We start from the raw sequence: 16375 nt of genomic DNA, 5'->3' as shown, positions 1-16375 counted from the left end.
AAATTCAGTCTTCAGTTGGCTTTTAAAAATAATAAATTAATCAATAAGAGATTTGCGCCATAGCGTCTTTGCAAGAAAACAATAACCAAAAGCATGACAATTTTAGACGGAAAAAAAGTAAGTAACGACATTAAAAACGAAATCAAAGCCGAAGTCGATAAGATGAAAGCTAATGGTGAAAAAGTGCCTCATTTAGCTGCTGTTATTGTCGGTAACGATGGGGCTAGTTTAACTTATGTAGGTAGCAAAGTTAGAGCATGCGAACGTGTTGGTTTCGAATCTACAATGGTGCGTTTGTCAAATACAACAAGTGAAGTTGAGTTGCTCGATAAAATTGAAGAATTAAACAATGACGATAATATAGATGGCTTTATAATTCAATTACCATTGCCTCCACAAATTAATACGCAAAAAGTATTAATGGCTGTAAATCCTGATAAAGATGTCGATGGATTTCATCCTATGAACTTCGGGAAAATGGCATTAGATATGTCTACATTTATTCCGGCAACACCATTTGGTATTTTAGAATTGCTAGACCGTTATGAAGTAGAAACTAAAGGTAAACATACAGTTGTTATCGGTCGTTCACATATTGTTGGTCGCCCCATGAGTATTCTAATGGGAAGAAAAGGTTTTCCTGGAAATTCAACAGTAACTTTAACTCATAGTCACACTAAAAATATTACGCAGATTACTTCACAAGCAGATGTTATTATTTCAGCCTTAGGAGTGCCTAAGTTTTTAAAAGCCGAAATGGTAAAAGATGATGCTGTAATTATTGATGTTGGAATCACAAGAGTACCAGACGATTCAGAAAAAGGCTATTATATTACTGGTGATGTAGATTTTGAAAACGTAAGCAAAAAGGCAAGTTTTATTACACCAGTTCCTGGTGGAGTAGGTCCAATGACAATTGCCATGTTGCTAAAAAACACATTGTTGGCAAGAGAACAACACAGAAAAAATTACAGATAATTTTTTAAATGGAATCGTGGTTACTATGTATCGTGCAGGCAAAAGTCACGTTAGGTAGTTTTCAACATATCATTCCTATTCTATTTGCAATAGCATTTACTGTTTGTCTTGTAAGTTATTCTAGCAAGAATTTCAATGCATTTCAAAAACAAAAAGCAGTTCATTATTTAGCTTGGTTTGTTTCCCTGACGCTTATTGGGTTTCATGTATACCGAATGCTTTTTGATAACTATAATTTTAAAACCGATTTACCACTTTACCTCTGTAGTTTAATGGCTTTATTAATTCCTGTGTTTACGTATTATCGTAAATATTGGATGTTTGAAATACTAGTGTTTTGGATTATTGGAGGCACATTACAAGCTGTTATAACACCAGACATTACTACAGGATTTCCAAGTTTTGATTATTTTAGATATTGGATAATCCATTTGGGATTGTTATCCATCATTTTCTATTTCATATTTGAATTAAAAATGAGACCAACACTTAAAAGTGTATTTAAATCCTTCTTTGCACTTCAAGGTTATGTTGCTTTAATGATGCTTTTGAATTACCTGTTAGATGCTAATTATTTTTACTTAAATGAAAAGCCAAAGTCGGCTTCACTGTTAGATTATTTTGGAGAATGGCCGTATTATATTTTGGTAGGTCAGCTAATAATAATTCCTCTGTTTTTGTTAATTTATGGGCCATTTTACCTTTTCAGCAAACGAAACATTACTTAGCAAATAACTGAGTCATATCTTTAAAGGCTTTAAACTCTAATGCATTTCCTGAAGGATCTTTAAAAAACATGGTAGCTTGTTCTCCAACTTGCCCTTTAAATCTAATGTATGGCTCAATAATAAAGGCTATGTTTTTAGATTTTAATAATTTAGAAAACTCTTGAAATGCTTCCCATTCTAAAACAACACCAAAGTGCGGAACGGGAACAGCTTTGCCGTCTACTTGATTTGTGTGCGTATCTGCTTCTGTTTTGTCTTTAAAATGAATAACTAATTGGTGTCCAAAGAAATTATAATCTACCCAATGGTCGCTACTTCTACCTTCTTCAAGTTGTAATGTATTAGTGTAGAAATTTCTACAGGTTTCTAAATTATGAACAGGAATAGCAAGGTGAAACGGAGATAAAGCCATAATTAGCGTCTGTTTTTTCTTATTGTATTGTTTTGACTTGCCTCATACGTTTTTGTAGAATCGCTTATTAATTCGTTTAGCGTTTTAAATTCGGCTTTAGTCAATTCTCTATATTTTCCAACAGGTACATCAAGCATTATATTCATTATTCGAATACGCTTTAACGCTTGTACTTCATAATTACAATATTCACACATTCTACGGATTTGTCTATTTAATCCTTGAGTTAAAATGATACTGAACGTGTATTTGTCAATCTTTTTAACCTTACATTTATTAGTGTGTTTGTCTAAATCTTCTAAATAAATTCCTCCAGACATACGCTCAATAAAGGTTTGAGAAATTGGTTGGTCAACAGTTACGATGTATTCTTTTTCGTGATTATTACTGGCTCTTAATATTTTGTTTACAATATCTCCGTCGTCAGTGAGAAGAATTAAACCTTCACTTGGCTTGTCTAATCTTCCTATGGGAAATATGCGTTTTGGATAGTTGATATAGTCAATAATATTGTCTTTTTCTACTCGAGTGTCTGTAGTACAAACGATACCTACAGGTTTGTTAAAAGCTAAGTACACAAAGTCTTGTTTGCGTTCTCCAATGATTTCGCCATCAACTTTAACAACATCTTCGGATGCGACTTTAGTTCCCATTTCAGGAACAACATCGTTAATAGTTACTCTTCCTGCTTCGATTAAACGGTCTGCAGCTCTACGAGAGCAATAACCAGCTTCGCTGAGGTATTTGTTAAGGCGTTTTAGTTCTTGTGACATGCTGTAAAAGTACAATAAAGATTAGTTATTAATAAACTCAATAATCTTTGGTGTTAAAGAAATATCCTTTAATCCATGACCAAATCCTGAAGTAGAAATAAATTCAGAATTTTTATAACGGTTAGCAATTAATAGTCCGTCTTCATAAGGAATAATACGGTCTTTTTTATCATGGATAATTAAACCTTTGGCTTCAATTGACTTGGTAAAATTTGCAGTTGAAAAGTATGAAACAGGCTGTCCAAAACGTTCAACAATAATATTGTCTAAGCCATTTGAAACTTTATTGTTAAAACCCATCATGGTTTTGTATCTATCAAAAACTCCAGTAAAATGTGCTGGTGCTCCTAGTAAAACCATTTTATGTATACTTGGTAATTGATGTTTGTATAAACAAAAAACACTTGACATTGCACCAACTGAATGTCCAATTAGTACATCTGGCTGAAACTTTTTGGCGACTACATTTATAAATTCAGAATATAAAATGGCATTAAATTGTTTTCCGTCAGACCTCCCATGAGCAGGAGCATCTAAGGCAATAATATTATAGTCTTGTGCTTTTAAATCTTTTAAAATATACTCCCAACGTGATGCATTACTTTCCCAACCGTGGGCTAGTAAAATAGTTTTGCCCTTGCCCACCCAACGGTAGGTTGCTATATCTAGATTTTTATAGTTTATTTCTTCATAAAAAGCAGATTCGATTACACGTTTTTGCTGTTCGTTGTAACTTCCTTTTCTAGGTGAAGCAAATAAATTTATAGCTTTTTTTGCGGCGTATTTAGACGAGATTAGACTGGTTGCGTTAAGAGCTCTACCAATTGATTTAATAACAAAACTACTCATACTTATTGGTCTTCTCTATTTACGGCTTCAACTGAAAATGCAGGCAAGCATACCGCTAGATATTCACATGGTTCTGTAAAAGGATTAGAGTATTGTAACCGAGTATTTTTTTCTACTTTAATAGATTGGCCAGCTTCTAAAACTATGGTTTCTCCATCGATAATGAATTGTTTTTTTCCTTTAATGATAAACGTATATTCATCAAATTCTGGTGTTTGAAAAGGCTCGGACCAACCAGCAGGAGCAACCATGTGTGCAATACTAATTTCTGAATTACCATCTGTTGCATTTCCAAAATGTTCTTTTATAATTTTACCATCTTCTGTTGGAACTACAAATGGCGAGTTTTGAATTTTATATTTTTTCATTTTGTTTATTGCTTTTACCAATGAATCATGAAATATTTAATCTTAGCTTTTTCAGGAACTTGAATTGGGTCAATAGTCATATCCATGTCAAAGCGCATGCTTGCAGGAAGCTCTTTTTTGTCAATAGTAAAAGAGGCGTTTATTTCATTAACAGAAACGACAATTACATTAATGAGGTTGTCTATTTTTGAAATTTTATAAGCTTCTTTTATATCTTTAAATGTACTTAAAGTTGAGATGTTTTTCTCTGTTTTATAACGTGAATCAATAATGTTTACGCTAGAAATTACAGATGTTGAATCTAAAGCTTCTTTTGGAGATAAGTCTAATAGTTTTTTGCCACCTTTTTCAAAAATTTCAATGCTGTTTACAGCTCCCATAAATTCATCTCCGGCAATATAACGCACAACCGAATCATTGCTAAAAATGGCATCTAATTCTTTTACTTGCGTAGAGTCTGTTAGTAAACCAATATGATTCTTAGTAATTGTAAATGGATTTACAACTTTTTCTTTTGCGCAACTAGTAATAATAAGAGCACAAATTAGTGCCATTAATAAAGTGTTTTTCATGTTAGATTTAGGCATTTATTATTTTATCATTTTACTTAATATTCCCAAGACTCCACGGATTACTGTTGCACTGGTTAGAACCTTTACTATAGGATTCATTCGTGTACTTTGTCTTCTAGTTGAGCTTGTTTTTCTTTTACTTTCGGCACGTTTTAAGGCTTCTTTTTCTTCTTTTGCTTTTTGTTTTACCTCTTCAGCCTCGGCTTCTTTAATTTTTTTATTTAACATTTCATAAGCACTATCCCTATCAATTTCTTGATTATACTTTTTAGCGAGTTTTGATTGTGCTAATAAACTGGCCAATTCAGACTCTGTTAAAATATCCATTCTACTCATTGGTGCACGCAACATTGTAGCGGCCAGAGGTGTTGGTTTTCCTTTTTCATCTAAAGCAGAGACTAAGGCTTCACCAATTCCTAATGATGTTAAAACTTCTGCTGTATCGTAATAATCCGTATCAGGATAATTTTGAGCTGTTAATTTTATGGCTTTTCTGTCTTTTGCAGTAAACGCTCTTAAAGCGTGTTGTACTTTTAAACCCAGCTGCCCTAAAACAGCTTCAGGGACGTCGGTTGGATTCTGAGTAACAAAATATAATCCAACTCCTTTACTTCTAATAAGCTTTACAATACTTTCAATTTGATTTAATAGCGCGTCCGAAGCTTCATTAAAAATTAAATGTGCCTCATCAATAAACATGATAAGTTCTGGTCGGCCACTATCTCCTTGTTCAGGAAAAGTAGAATAGATTTCAGCTAATAAACTCAACATAAACGTGGAGAATAATTTTGGCTTATCTTGAATATCAGTTAATCTAATAATGTTAATATAACCGCGTCCATTCTCATCAATGCGCAATAAATCTTGTGTGTCAAATGAGGTTTCGCCAAAGAACAAATCGCCACCTTGTTGTTCTATTTCTATTAATTTTCTAAGAATAGCACCTGTTGAAGCGGTAGAAATACGCCCATAAGATTCTTCAAATTCTTTTTTACCTTCATTAGTAGCATATTGTAAAATTTTCTTGAAATCTTTGAGGTCTAATAACGGTAAATGGTTGTCGTCACAATATTTGAAAATTACGGAAATGATTCCGGCTTGGGTTTCTGTAACGTCTAATATTCTCGAAATTAAAACAGGTCCAAATTCACTTATAGTTGCTCTTAATCGAACTCCATCTTGTTCAGACAAGGTCATTACTTCTACGGGAAAAGCTTTTGGCTCAAAGGGTAAACCTATTTGCGCATGGCGTTCATCAATCTTTGCATGTCCAGGACTAGGTTTTGCTAAACCACTTAAATCTCCTTTGATGTCCATAAGTAAAACAGGAACTCCTTTTTCAGAAAGATTTTCTGCTAAAACTTGTAATGTTTTTGTCTTTCCAGTACCTGTTGCACCAGCAATAAGACCATGTCTGTTCATGGTTTTTAATGGTACGTTTACAAAAGTGTTAGTCATGGTTTTACCATCTAGCATAGCAGAACCTAAGGTAATATAATCACCTTTAAACGTGTTTCCGTCGTTGATGTCTTTTATGAAAGCTTCAGAATTCTTCATGAGTCAGAAAATTTGGATAAAAATAATGTAATTTTAATCAAGTATGAAATAGTTTTAGATTGCAGTCTTAGTATTTATCAGCAATTAATACCTAATCTTGTTTTGATAGTATAAGAATGTTTAATTATTACTCAGAGTTTACTGCCTACTGCTTACTTATTAATATATTTGCAGCCTTATGACAAGAAGAGAACGACAAGAGTTAATAGATAAAGGGTTATTATTGCCTTTAATGGAAGAATTTTACACCATTCAAGGCGAAGGATTTCACAAAGGTACTGCTGCTTATTTTGTGAGAATTGGAGGCTGTGATGTAGGTTGTCATTGGTGCGATGTTAAAGAAAGTTGGTTAGCAGAATTACATCCGCCTACAGAAACAGAAAAGATTGTTGAAAATGCGGTTAAATATAGCGACACCATTATTGTAACAGGTGGTGAGCCATTAATGTGGGATATGGGACCTTTAACAGCTCAGTTAAAAGCTAAAGGAGTGCAAACACATATCGAAACCTCAGGGGCTTACAAATTATCAGGAGAATGGGATTGGATTTGTCTGTCGCCTAAAAAAATGAAATTACCAACAGAAGACGTTTCTAAAAAAGCAAACGAACTGAAATGTATCATATATAATAAAGACGATTTTAAGTTTGCAGAAGAACAGGCTACTAAGGTAAATGAGGACTGTATTTTGTATTTACAACCAGAGTGGAGTAAACGCGATAAAATGATGCCGTTAATTGTAGAGTACGTTATGGCAAACCCCAAATGGAAAGTGTCACTTCAAACACATAAGTATTTGAATATCCCTTAAAATTCAAATAGACAGTTATTGCATTTGTCCTGTAAACTATTACGTATACAATAGTATTATATTTGTTAAACTTAGAGAAGTAATAGCACAAACACAATATTTCTCTTTTAATCCTTTGGATAAAACAATAGGTAATTATGTTACTTATTCTAATACAGAAACGGTAGCGTTAACGGCTGGAGTAGGTGGTAGAGCAGGTACAATGGCAACAAAAGATGTAAGATTTTATTAGAGTATATATGAAACAAAAAAAACGCCTTGAGAAATCAGGGCGTTTTGTATTGTATATACCAGATAGATTTAACCTTTAAAAGGCACAGCAACTCTCACAGTTCCCCAGCCTAAATGCATATTAATTCCGTTGTCAGATTTATTAAATGCAATAGAAAATGCTTCTAAAGATTCTTTTGCTTCTGTAACGGGTACTTTTAGACGTGCAACATCATTTTTTTCATTATAAGAATAACTTCCCCAAACATTTAAGTCTGTGCTAATAATTGCTGTCCATTCTTCTTTTCCAGGAATGACATAAAAAGTATAAGTTCCTGCTTTTATCTCTTTATTTCCAAACATCAGGTCTTTATAAAGTGTAATTTCGGCAGCTTCATTTGCTCCTGTTCTCCATACTTCCCCGTTTTTTACTAATTCACCTACCGAGCGATTATTTAACTGTGGACGACTATAGGCGATTTTAATTATTTTGTTTGAATCTTTGTAATTAGAAGGGAAAGCTGCAACATCCATAGGACTCTTATCTAAGCCTTTAAATTCTTGTGCATCAACATTAAATGTAAATAACATTAAAAACGCAAAAGCGATTGAAGTCATTAAATTTGATTTTTTCATAAGTAATACTGTGTTTTAGATTTTGTTAAAAATAGTTTTTAATTCTATGAATAGTCGCAATTAAATATTAAAATTTACATATTCATAGTAAAACTAATAATTTCGAGATGAGTTAGTTTTAAAACAACATCTATTATGTATTTAAAGTTTTAAATTGAAGCCATTTAGTTGTATTGCGTTTTAAATATGAAAGTTTAATTTCATATTTGTCCTATAATTAATAATATAAGGGCTAAGCTTAATTGAAGCCAAATTCAAATAAAAAGTAAAAGTTATGTGCGGAATAGTATGTGCGTTCGATATAAAACAGAAAGTTGAAGATTTAAGACCTCAGGTTTTAGAAATGGCAAAAACCATTCGTCATCGTGGACCAGACTGGAGTGGAATTTATAGTGATGATAAAGTGATCATGGCACACGAACGTTTAGCCATTGTTGATCCAGCCTCAGGGAAGCAACCTTTGTTGAGTCCTGACCAAAAACTAATTCTTGCAGCTAATGGAGAAATATATAACCATAGAGCTTTGCGACAACAATTTGAAGGAAAATACGATTTCCAAACTCAAAGTGATTGTGAAGTGATTTTAGCTTTATACCAAGAAAAAGGAGTGGATTTCGTAGATGAAATGAACGGTATCTTTGGTTTTGCTATATACGACGTAGAAAAAGATGAGTATTTTATCGCTAGAGATCATATGGGAATTATTCCTTTATATATAGGTTGGGATAAAAACGGAACTTTTTATGTCGCTTCAGAATTAAAAGCACTAGAAGGTATTTGTACTAAAATTGAACTATTTCCTCCAGGACACTACATGTCTAGTAAAGATGGCGAATTTGTAAAATGGTATAAACGCGATTGGACGGATTATGATGCTGTAAAAGATAACGAAACAAGTATAGAAGAAGTAAAGCAGGCCTTAGAAGATGCTGTACATAGACAACTAATGAGTGATGTGCCGTATGGTGTATTGTTGTCTGGTGGTTTGGATTCATCGGTAACCTCTGCTATTGCTAAAAAATATTCAGAAAGACGTATCGAAGCGGATGATAAAGAAAAAGCATGGTACCCTCAATTACATTCGTTTTCAGTTGGATTAGAAGGTTCACCTGATTTGGCGGCAGCTAAAAAAGTGGCAGACCATATAGGAACTGTGCATCACGAAATTAAATTCACCATCCAAGAAGGTTTAGATGCAATTAAAGATGTGATTTACAATATTGAAACATACGATATTACTACAATACGTTCATCTACACCAATGTATTTAATGGCAAGAGTGATTAAATCGATGGGAATTAAAATGGTATTATCTGGTGAAGGAGCAGATGAGTTATTTGGAGGGTATTTATATTTTCATAAAGCACCAAGTGCACAAGAATTTCATGAAGAAACGGTTCGTAAATTAGATAAATTGCACATGTATGATTGTTTAAGAGCAAACAAAAGTTTGGCCGCTTGGGGAATAGAAGGTCGTGTACCATTTTTAGATAAAGAATTTATGGATGTAGCTATGCGCATTAACCCAAGTGATAAAATGATTAATGGAGAACGTATGGAAAAATGGGTCGTTCGTAAAGCGTTTGAAGATATGATTCCAGAAAGCGTAGCTTGGAGACAAAAAGAACAATTTTCTGATGGAGTAGGTTACAGTTGGATTGATACCTTGAAAGCACTTGTTGAAAATGAAATTACAGATGAACAAATAGAAAATGCATCATTCCGTTTTCCAATAAACACACCTTTAAACAAAGAAGAATATTACTACAGAACTATTTTTGAAGGACATTTTCCAAGTGATGCCGCTGCATTAAGTGTGCCACAAGAGGCAAGTGTGGCCTGTAGTACAGCAACAGCTTTAGAATGGGATGAAGCCTTTAAAAACATGAATGACCCATCGGGTAGAGCAGTAGCTAAGGTGCATTCAGATTCTTATGTCAAAGCTTAAATAGGAATTAAATAACGAAGTAAAAAGACCAATCAAAAAAGATTGGTCTTTTTTTATATGTAGCATTGTTGTAATTTCATAATCTTAATTGTAACAATGTTATTACCAAATTTTAAAAAATTTCTTATTGAAAAAGGCGGATTATCTGAAGAGGAATTCGCCCAAATAACCCCTTTTATAAAAACGAAAAGAGTTGCTAATCACGAGTTCTTATTAAAATCAGGCGAGGTTTGTTCGCATTCTTTTTTTGTAGAACAAGGTGTGCTTCGATTTTATGCCTTAAATGAAGAAGGTAAAGAACACGTCCTTCAGTTTGCGACCGAAAATTGGATTCTTAGTGATCGTGGAAGTGTTTTTTTTCAAGAGCCTTCAACTTACTATATAGATGCTATTGAGGATACATTAACTGTAATGTTAGATGAAGAATTTGTTAATGAGGTGGTCAAAGTCAATTCAAATTTTAGAATTCAAAACGAAAAACTATTACAGAATCACATTCGACATTTATACAAACGTATCAGTTTGTTAATAGGAGCTTCTGCAAAAGTAAGATACCTAGAATTTGTCAATATGTATCCAGATATCATGTTGCGTGTACCACAATGGATGATTGCTTCTTATTTGGGTATTACTCCAGAGAGTTTAAGTAGAGTGCGAAAAGCATTAGCTAAAGAAAATTTTAAACTCAAGTGATATTTTAATCCTATTAATGTCTAGTTTTTTGCTTCTTATCAAATGTCAATGCACACCTTTTTTTGTTCCTGTAATTTTACAGTAATAAAAGAAAGGAAATATATTATGAGACATTTAGAAGTATTAGTTGTCAGTAAAGACACTACAATTCCAAGAATCTTAAATTGGAAGGTTTCTACAGTAGATACTATAGAGATGGCTATAGAAAAAATACAACAGCGACCTTATAATGTCGTTGCTATTTCTAACAAATTTAATCTAACAGACAAAGTCAAGTTAAGTCAGGTTGTATCGGTATTGTATGACAATGCAATTTTAGTAGAGTATACTGATAATAAAATTTTAGCAGAAACCGTAAAAGCGGCCTATTGGAGAGCAAACAAGCCAAGTAGTCAAAGCAATTATTTAGACAATTCATTTGAAATTACATTGGCAAACCGTATCAACTTAAACAAATAAAATAACATGAAAACTAATAAACTAAGACGTATAGAAAAAGTAACCCAACCAGGAACACCTCATTTTGTAGGTGATGGATTTAGAGTTCACAATTTTATTCCAGGGACATCAACCATGCAACGTATGGATCCCTTTATAATGTTAGATTATAATTCCAAGTATAATTTTCCTGCAACAAATAAGCCAAAAGGTGTAGGAGTGCATCCTCACAGAGGTTTTGAAACGGTAACCATCGCCTATAAAGGATGTGTAGAACATAGTGATAGTGCGGGTGGTGGAGGCGTAATTGGTGAAGGAGACGTGCAATGGATGACAGCTGCTTCTGGTGTTTTACACAAAGAGTTTCATGAAACCGAATGGAGTAAAACAGGAGGTGAGTTTCAAATGGTACAACTTTGGGTGAATTTACCTGCAAAGGATAAAATGAGTACTCCAAAATATCAGGCTATCTCTAATTCTGAAATTACAAAAATTGACTTGCCAAATAAAGCAGGAGAAATAGAGGTAATAGCAGGCGATTATCAAGGGCACAAAGGTGCTGCCTCTACATTTTCGCCAGTGAATATGTTTAATTTGAAATTAAAAAAAGGAGCTAAAACGCAATTGTCGTTTCCAGCAAACTATACAACAGCACTTTTAATGGTTGAAGGTGATGCAATAGTAAACGAAAATACAGATGCGCCGCAAGACCATTTTGTGATGTTTAGCAACGATGGAGAGTCGTTTATCGTAGAAGCCTTAAATGATGCTATAATTTTAGTGCTAAGTGGTGAGCCAATTAATGAACCAATTGCAGCGCATGGACCTTTTGTGATGAATACACAAGAGGAACTCATTGAAGCATTTCAGGATTTTAATACCGGAAAATTCGGTTATTTAGAGGATTAGTAATTTTAAAAAGTAGTTCATTTTTTTGAACTACTTTTTTATATCTTTAAGACATGAGGGACGAGTTTAAAAATATTCCACTTCGTAAAAACGAAGATAAAAAGTGTTTCGAAATAGAAATCGATGATAGTTTTGCTTTTATCCAATATAAGGAGATGAGCGATCAAATAGCTTTAATTCATACGGAAGTTCAATCTGCTTTAAGTGGTAAAGGAGCTGCAAGTGCTGTGGTTGAGAAAACGCTAAATTATATTGAAATCCAAGGCAAGAGACTATTACCATTTTGTCCTTATGTTTTCGCATATATAAAGAAGCATCCAGAATATAAATCCTTAGTGGATCCAAGTTTTAACGGTTACGATAAATTATAAATATGTCAAATACAAAATTAATTATAGAGGAACGCGCTGCCAATATTGGCAATTTTATGGTAGGTCGCTTGTTGCCATTTCGACAAAAACGTATGGTGGGACCATTTATTTTTATAGACCATATGGGACCTGCTTGTCTAAGTGATGCTGAAAACTTGGATATTGCAATGCATCCGCATATTGGTTTGTCTACTTTAACATATTTGTTTGAAGGAGCTATTATGCATCGCGATAGCTTAGGAACAGAAGTAGAAATAAAACCAGGAGCGGTAAATTGGATGACAGCAGGAAAAGGTGTTGTGCATACAGAGCGTACACCAGAATATTTACGTCACTCAAAAAAAATGCTTCATGGCTTACAAATATGGGTGGCCTTGCCCAAAGCAGACGAGCAATGCGATCCGTCGTTTACACATGTTTCTGCAGATGAAGTTCCGAGTTGGGAAGATAACAATGTGCATTTTAAACTCATAGCAGGAAAAGCCTTTGGAAAGCAATCTCCTGTTCCAGTATATAGTCCTCTTTATTTTATAGAAATAAAATCAAGCGAAACGAAAACCATTTCAATAGGCGAACATTTATTTGGTGAAAGCGCATTATATATTTTAGAAGGTAGTATTAAAAGTGATGGATATACTTACGAAACAAAACAGTTATTAGTGGCTAAAGACAGTACTTTATGTGCGTTTGAAATTGAAGCCAATTCAACTATTTATATTTTTGGCGGAAATGCATTCCCCGAAGAACGGTTTATAGAATGGAACTTTGTCGCATCAGATAAAGCTCTTATTGCGAAAGCTAAAAACGATTGGAAAGCTGATAAATTCCCAAAAGTGATTAATGAGACTGTACGTATTCCATTACCAACTCCAAAACGCTTTGGTGGTTAATTTAGAATTTAGTAGAATCACATTGATTAAAATTAAGTTATGAGAACAGGAAGATTAGAAGCGTTTAGCGATGGTGTTTTAGCTATTGTAATTACCATTATGGTTTTAGAACTGAAAGCTCCAGAAGACACTACTTTTCAAAGTTTATTATCTGTGGCACCAGTATTTATAAGCTATGTGTTAAGTTTTATTTACATCGGAATTTATTGGAACAACCATCATCACTTATTTCAGATTTCTCATAAGGTAAACGGAAGCGTTCTTTGGGCAAACTTACATTTGCTGTTTTGGTTGTCTTTAATTCCTTTTACTACAAGTTGGTTGGGAGAAAATGAACATTATTATGAAGCGTTACCAGTAGCCACTTACGGTTTTGTGTTATTGATGAGTGCTGTAGCTTACTTTATTTTAGAACGTACGCTAATTAAAAATCACGATAAAGATTATTTATTGGCGCGTTTAATTATATATAAAGTAAAAGATTATGTCTCCACAGCATTGTATATTATAGCTATTCCTTTAGCTTTTGTGTACACGTGGCTCGCTATTGTCTGTTATGCGATTGTAGCTTTAATTTGGTTAATGCCAGACAAAAAAATGGAAACCTTAATAGATGAGGTTGAAGTCTAATCTATTTTTTATAAATCGATTTATAAAAAGTCAGTTTTAAAGCTGACTTTTTCTCCTTTTGTACGATAAATTTGTCAGGATGTCGCACTTAAAAACGAAGAAATTCATCAATTTTAACGCTCATTCAAACTTCGAAATTCGACTTGTAAAGCCTTTTTGGTTTTTGGCGATTCTGAGTTAGCCTTAAAATTAGTTAAATCAAATTTAAGGCGCTTTTTAGCCTTTTTAAGGCATTATTAAGTAATTAACAAATGTTGATAATTATCGGTTTCAATCCATAAAAAGCTTTTATAAAGTGTTTTAAAATCGTATATTTGTTAGTATTCAAAAATGATACAACTGTGTCATTTTTTTTATGTCAAAGCGGTCTTAATTTTTAAAATGAAATTGAAGGAAATTAGGATAGCTGGATTGCTTCCGTTTAAAAAAATAAACGGAACTTTTTTAATAAAGATTCGAACTAAAATTTATTCAAAATAATGAGCGAGAAAAGAGAAGAATTTAATAAGGATAATTATTCTGCAGATAGTATTCAGGCTTTAGAAGGTATGGAGCATGTACGTATGCGTCCATCCATGTATATTGGAGATGTAGGTGTCCGTGGTTTACACCATTTAGTTTATGAGGTAGTTGATAACTCTATTGATGAGGCTTTAGCTGGTCATTGTGATAATATTACTGTAATTATCAACGAGGATAATTCTATTACCACAGAAGATGATGGTCGTGGTATTCCTGTAGATTTACATAAAAAAGAAGGAGTTTCTGCATTAGAGGTTGTTATGACTAAAATTGGTGCAGGTGGTAAATTCGATAAAGACTCTTATAAAGTGTCTGGTGGATTGCATGGTGTTGGTGTAAGTTGTGTAAATGCGCTATCTGAGCATCTTAAGGCAACCGTTTACAGAAAAGGAGAAATTTGGGAGCAAGAGTACGAAAGAGGTAAGGCTACGTATCCTGTAAAAAGAGTTGGTGAAACTGAAAAAAGAGGTACGATTGTAACTTTTAAACCAGATCCAACAATTTTTACACAAACTTTAGAATATAGTTATGATACGTTAGCAAGTCGTTTACGAGAATTAGCATATCTTAATAAAGGTATTACCATTCATTTAGTTGATAGACGTCATAAAAAAGAAGATGGTGAGTTTGAAGGAGAAACATTTCACTCTAAAGAAGGATTAAGTGAATTTATTAAATTCTTAGACGGAAATCGTGAGCCTTTAATGAAAGATGTTATTGCTTTTGAAGGTGAAAAAAATGGAGTGCCTGTTGAAGTAGCAATGGTATATAATACTTCTTATGCTGAAAACTTACACTCATATGTAAATAATATTAATACACACGAAGGAGGAACACACCTTTCTGGGTTCCGTCGTGGACTTACACATACGCTTAAAAAGTACGCCGATGAATCAGGGATGTTAGACAAGTTAAAGTTTGATATCGCAGGTGATGATTTTCGTGAAGGTTTAACGGCAATTGTATCTGTAAAAGTACAAGAACCTCAATTTGAAGGACAAACAAAAACCAAATTAGGAAACCGTGAAGTTTCTGCATCTGTTTCTCAAGCTGTTTCAGAAATGCTTACAGACTATTTAGAAGAAAATCCAGATGATGCAAAAACGATTGTTCAAAAAGTAATTCTTGCAGCTCAAGCACGTCACGCAGCTCAAAAGGCACGTGAAATGGTGCAGCGTAAAACCGTAATGAGTATTGGAGGTTTACCTGGTAAATTATCAGATTGTTCTGAGCAAAATCCAGAAGTATGTGAAATCTACTTAGTAGAGGGAGATTCTGCAGGTGGAACAGCAAAAATGGGTCGTGATAGAGCATTTCAAGCCATTTTACCATTAAGAGGTAAGATTCTTAATGTTGAAAAAGCAATGACACATAAGGTTTTCGAAAACGAAGAAATTAAAAATATCTTTACAGCTTTAGGTGTAACCATTGGAACAGAGGAAGATAGTAAAGCATTAAACCTTTCAAAATTAAGATATCATAAAATTGTGATTATGTGTGATGCCGATATTGATGGTTCACATATTGAAACACTAATTTTAACGTTCTTCTTCCGTTACATGAGAGAATTGATTGAAAATGGACACATTTATATCGCAACTCCACCTTTATTTTTAGTGAAAAAAGGAGCAAAAAAGGAGTATGCATGGAATGATGAAGAGCGTTTAGCTTTGATGGAGCGCTATGGTGATGGAGCAAAAATTCAGCGTTATAAAGGTCTTGGAGAAATGAACGCAAGTCAACTTTGGGATACAACTATGAATCCTGAGTTTAGAACTTTGCGTCAAATTCATATAGAAAATGGTGTAGAAGCTGATAGAGTGTTCTCTATGTTAATGGGCGACGAAGTACCACCTCGTAGAGAATTTATAGAGAAAAATGCTATTTATGCAAATATTGACGCCTAAGTATTAATGATTTAATATATAAAAAAAAAACACCCATTTTTGGGTGTTTTTTTGTGCCTTTATTTTTTTGATTTTTATAATATCAAGTAATAAAAAATCATTGCTTTTAAGCTTATTTAGTAAAAGGTTCGGAGGCTAATTATCCATGTATGTGATGAAAATAAACCATTTCT

Annotated in this window: 18 protein-coding genes; 11 read left to right on the top strand and 7 right to left on the bottom strand. The window is 33.4% G+C overall.

The genetic code is table 11. From position 1 onward, the window contains the following. Window positions 1-93: 93 nt before the first annotated feature. Window positions 94-978, top strand: coding sequence for a bifunctional 5,10-methylenetetrahydrofolate dehydrogenase/5,10-methenyltetrahydrofolate cyclohydrolase (locus VDP25_RS12675; protein WP_215927756.1), 885 nt, complete (start codon window positions 94-96; stop codon window positions 976-978). Window positions 979-986: 8 nt separating this feature from the next. Then, window positions 987-1706, top strand: a complete 720-nt coding sequence (locus VDP25_RS12670; protein ID WP_334470327.1) for a YwaF family protein — start codon at window positions 987-989, stop codon at window positions 1704-1706. Here VDP25_RS12670 and VDP25_RS12665 read toward each other — a convergent pair. From VDP25_RS12665 to VDP25_RS12640, 6 genes are read right to left on the bottom strand one after another with little or no spacing between them, the layout of a single operon-like run. After that, the gene (locus tag VDP25_RS12665) at window positions 1699-2118 is read right to left on the bottom strand and encodes a VOC family protein (RefSeq protein ID WP_344711918.1); all 420 of its coding nucleotides are present in this window, start codon (window positions 2116-2118) and stop codon (window positions 1699-1701) included. The genes VDP25_RS12670 and VDP25_RS12665 overlap by 8 nt on opposite strands. A gap of 2 nt (window positions 2119-2120) precedes the next feature. Continuing rightward, window positions 2121-2891, bottom strand: coding sequence for a pseudouridine synthase (locus VDP25_RS12660; protein ID WP_334470325.1), 771 nt, complete (start codon window positions 2889-2891; stop codon window positions 2121-2123). Window positions 2892-2912: 21 nt separating this feature from the next. Then, the gene (locus VDP25_RS12655) at window positions 2913-3740 is read right to left on the bottom strand and encodes an alpha/beta fold hydrolase (RefSeq protein WP_215927760.1); all 828 of its coding nucleotides are present in this window, start codon (window positions 3738-3740) and stop codon (window positions 2913-2915) included. A gap of 2 nt (window positions 3741-3742) precedes the next feature. Then, complete coding sequence (locus tag VDP25_RS12650) at window positions 3743-4108, bottom strand: cupin domain-containing protein (RefSeq protein WP_334470323.1); 366 nt, start codon at window positions 4106-4108, stop codon at window positions 3743-3745. 14 nt (window positions 4109-4122) lie between these two features. Then, entirely contained in the window at window positions 4123-4680 is a 558-nt protein-coding gene (locus tag VDP25_RS12645) for a hypothetical protein (protein WP_334470321.1), read from the bottom strand. A gap of 18 nt (window positions 4681-4698) precedes the next feature. Further along, window positions 4699-6237: a helicase HerA-like domain-containing protein gene (locus VDP25_RS12640; RefSeq protein WP_334470319.1), complete on the bottom strand. Its 1539-nt coding sequence runs from the start codon at window positions 6235-6237 to the stop codon at window positions 4699-4701. Between the two features lie 178 nt (window positions 6238-6415). On the opposite strand from VDP25_RS12640, the gene VDP25_RS12635 reads away from it, so the two are divergent. Beyond that, window positions 6416-7048 (top strand): 7-carboxy-7-deazaguanine synthase QueE, encoded by a 633-nt coding sequence (locus VDP25_RS12635; protein WP_334470317.1) that lies wholly within the window; start codon window positions 6416-6418, stop codon window positions 7046-7048. A gap of 300 nt (window positions 7049-7348) precedes the next feature. Here the strand turns inward: VDP25_RS12635 and VDP25_RS12630 are convergent, their stop codons facing one another. Then, window positions 7349-7894, bottom strand: coding sequence for a DUF2911 domain-containing protein (locus VDP25_RS12630; RefSeq protein WP_334470315.1), 546 nt, complete (start codon window positions 7892-7894; stop codon window positions 7349-7351). A 274-nt stretch (window positions 7895-8168) separates the two neighbouring features. Between VDP25_RS12630 and asnB the strand changes: the two genes are divergently transcribed. The 8 genes from asnB to gyrB all read left to right on the top strand — a co-directional run bounded on the left by asnB (window position 8169) and on the right by gyrB (window position 16202). Further along, window positions 8169-9842 (top strand): asparagine synthase B, encoded by a 1674-nt coding sequence (gene asnB / locus VDP25_RS12625; RefSeq protein ID WP_334470313.1) that lies wholly within the window; start codon window positions 8169-8171, stop codon window positions 9840-9842. A 96-nt stretch (window positions 9843-9938) separates the two neighbouring features. Further along, the gene (locus tag VDP25_RS12620) at window positions 9939-10535 is read left to right on the top strand and encodes a Crp/Fnr family transcriptional regulator (RefSeq protein ID WP_334470311.1); all 597 of its coding nucleotides are present in this window, start codon (window positions 9939-9941) and stop codon (window positions 10533-10535) included. Window positions 10536-10640: 105 nt separating this feature from the next. After that, entirely contained in the window at window positions 10641-10994 is a 354-nt protein-coding gene (locus VDP25_RS12615) for a hypothetical protein (protein ID WP_334470309.1), read from the top strand. 6 nt (window positions 10995-11000) lie between these two features. Beyond that, window positions 11001-11882, top strand: a complete 882-nt coding sequence (locus tag VDP25_RS12610; RefSeq protein ID WP_334470307.1) for a pirin family protein — start codon at window positions 11001-11003, stop codon at window positions 11880-11882. A 53-nt stretch (window positions 11883-11935) separates the two neighbouring features. After that, window positions 11936-12253, top strand: coding sequence for a GNAT family N-acetyltransferase (locus tag VDP25_RS12605; RefSeq protein WP_334470305.1), 318 nt, complete (start codon window positions 11936-11938; stop codon window positions 12251-12253). A gap of 2 nt (window positions 12254-12255) precedes the next feature. After that, window positions 12256-13143: a pirin family protein gene (locus VDP25_RS12600; RefSeq protein WP_334470303.1), complete on the top strand. Its 888-nt coding sequence runs from the start codon at window positions 12256-12258 to the stop codon at window positions 13141-13143. Window positions 13144-13182: 39 nt separating this feature from the next. Further along, complete coding sequence (locus tag VDP25_RS12595) at window positions 13183-13773, top strand: TMEM175 family protein (RefSeq protein ID WP_334470301.1); 591 nt, start codon at window positions 13183-13185, stop codon at window positions 13771-13773. Between the two features lie 479 nt (window positions 13774-14252). Continuing rightward, window positions 14253-16202, top strand: coding sequence for a DNA topoisomerase (ATP-hydrolyzing) subunit B (gene gyrB, locus VDP25_RS12590; RefSeq protein ID WP_334470299.1), 1950 nt, complete (start codon window positions 14253-14255; stop codon window positions 16200-16202). Window positions 16203-16375 lie beyond the last annotated feature (173 nt).

The sequence above is a fragment of the Winogradskyella sp. ECml5-4 genome (assembly GCF_036903175.1).
Taxonomy (GTDB): domain Bacteria; phylum Bacteroidota; class Bacteroidia; order Flavobacteriales; family Flavobacteriaceae; genus Winogradskyella; species Winogradskyella damuponensis.
Note: the sequence above shows the minus strand (reverse complement) of the source record. Positions and strands in the feature narration are given on the sequence as shown.

Bases quoted from the DNA above. Each gene is read 5' to 3' on its own strand.
- VDP25_RS12675 (WP_215927756.1), top strand. From the start codon at position 94: ATGACAATTTTAGACGGAAAAAAAGTAAGTAACGACATTAAAAACGAA.
- VDP25_RS12670 (WP_334470327.1), top strand. From the start codon at position 987: ATGGAATCGTGGTTACTATGTATCGTGCAGGCAAAAGTCACGTTAGGT.
- VDP25_RS12665 (WP_344711918.1), bottom strand. From the start codon at position 2,118: ATGGCTTTATCTCCGTTTCACCTTGCTATTCCTGTTCATAATTTAGAA.
- VDP25_RS12660 (WP_334470325.1), bottom strand. From the start codon at position 2,891: ATGTCACAAGAACTAAAACGCCTTAACAAATACCTCAGCGAAGCTGGT.
- VDP25_RS12655 (WP_215927760.1), bottom strand. From the start codon at position 3,740: ATGAGTAGTTTTGTTATTAAATCAATTGGTAGAGCTCTTAACGCAACC.
- VDP25_RS12650 (WP_334470323.1), bottom strand. From the start codon at position 4,108: ATGAAAAAATATAAAATTCAAAACTCGCCATTTGTAGTTCCAACAGAA.
- VDP25_RS12645 (WP_334470321.1), bottom strand. From the start codon at position 4,680: ATGAAAAACACTTTATTAATGGCACTAATTTGTGCTCTTATTATTACT.
- VDP25_RS12640 (WP_334470319.1), bottom strand. From the start codon at position 6,237: ATGAAGAATTCTGAAGCTTTCATAAAAGACATCAACGACGGAAACACG.
- VDP25_RS12635 (WP_334470317.1), top strand. From the start codon at position 6,416: ATGACAAGAAGAGAACGACAAGAGTTAATAGATAAAGGGTTATTATTG.
- VDP25_RS12630 (WP_334470315.1), bottom strand. From the start codon at position 7,894: ATGAAAAAATCAAATTTAATGACTTCAATCGCTTTTGCGTTTTTAATG.
- asnB (WP_334470313.1), top strand. From the start codon at position 8,169: ATGTGCGGAATAGTATGTGCGTTCGATATAAAACAGAAAGTTGAAGAT.
- VDP25_RS12620 (WP_334470311.1), top strand. From the start codon at position 9,939: ATGTTATTACCAAATTTTAAAAAATTTCTTATTGAAAAAGGCGGATTA.
- VDP25_RS12615 (WP_334470309.1), top strand. From the start codon at position 10,641: ATGAGACATTTAGAAGTATTAGTTGTCAGTAAAGACACTACAATTCCA.
- VDP25_RS12610 (WP_334470307.1), top strand. From the start codon at position 11,001: ATGAAAACTAATAAACTAAGACGTATAGAAAAAGTAACCCAACCAGGA.
- VDP25_RS12605 (WP_334470305.1), top strand. From the start codon at position 11,936: ATGAGGGACGAGTTTAAAAATATTCCACTTCGTAAAAACGAAGATAAA.
- VDP25_RS12600 (WP_334470303.1), top strand. From the start codon at position 12,256: ATGTCAAATACAAAATTAATTATAGAGGAACGCGCTGCCAATATTGGC.
- VDP25_RS12595 (WP_334470301.1), top strand. From the start codon at position 13,183: ATGAGAACAGGAAGATTAGAAGCGTTTAGCGATGGTGTTTTAGCTATT.
- gyrB (WP_334470299.1), top strand. From the start codon at position 14,253: ATGAGCGAGAAAAGAGAAGAATTTAATAAGGATAATTATTCTGCAGAT.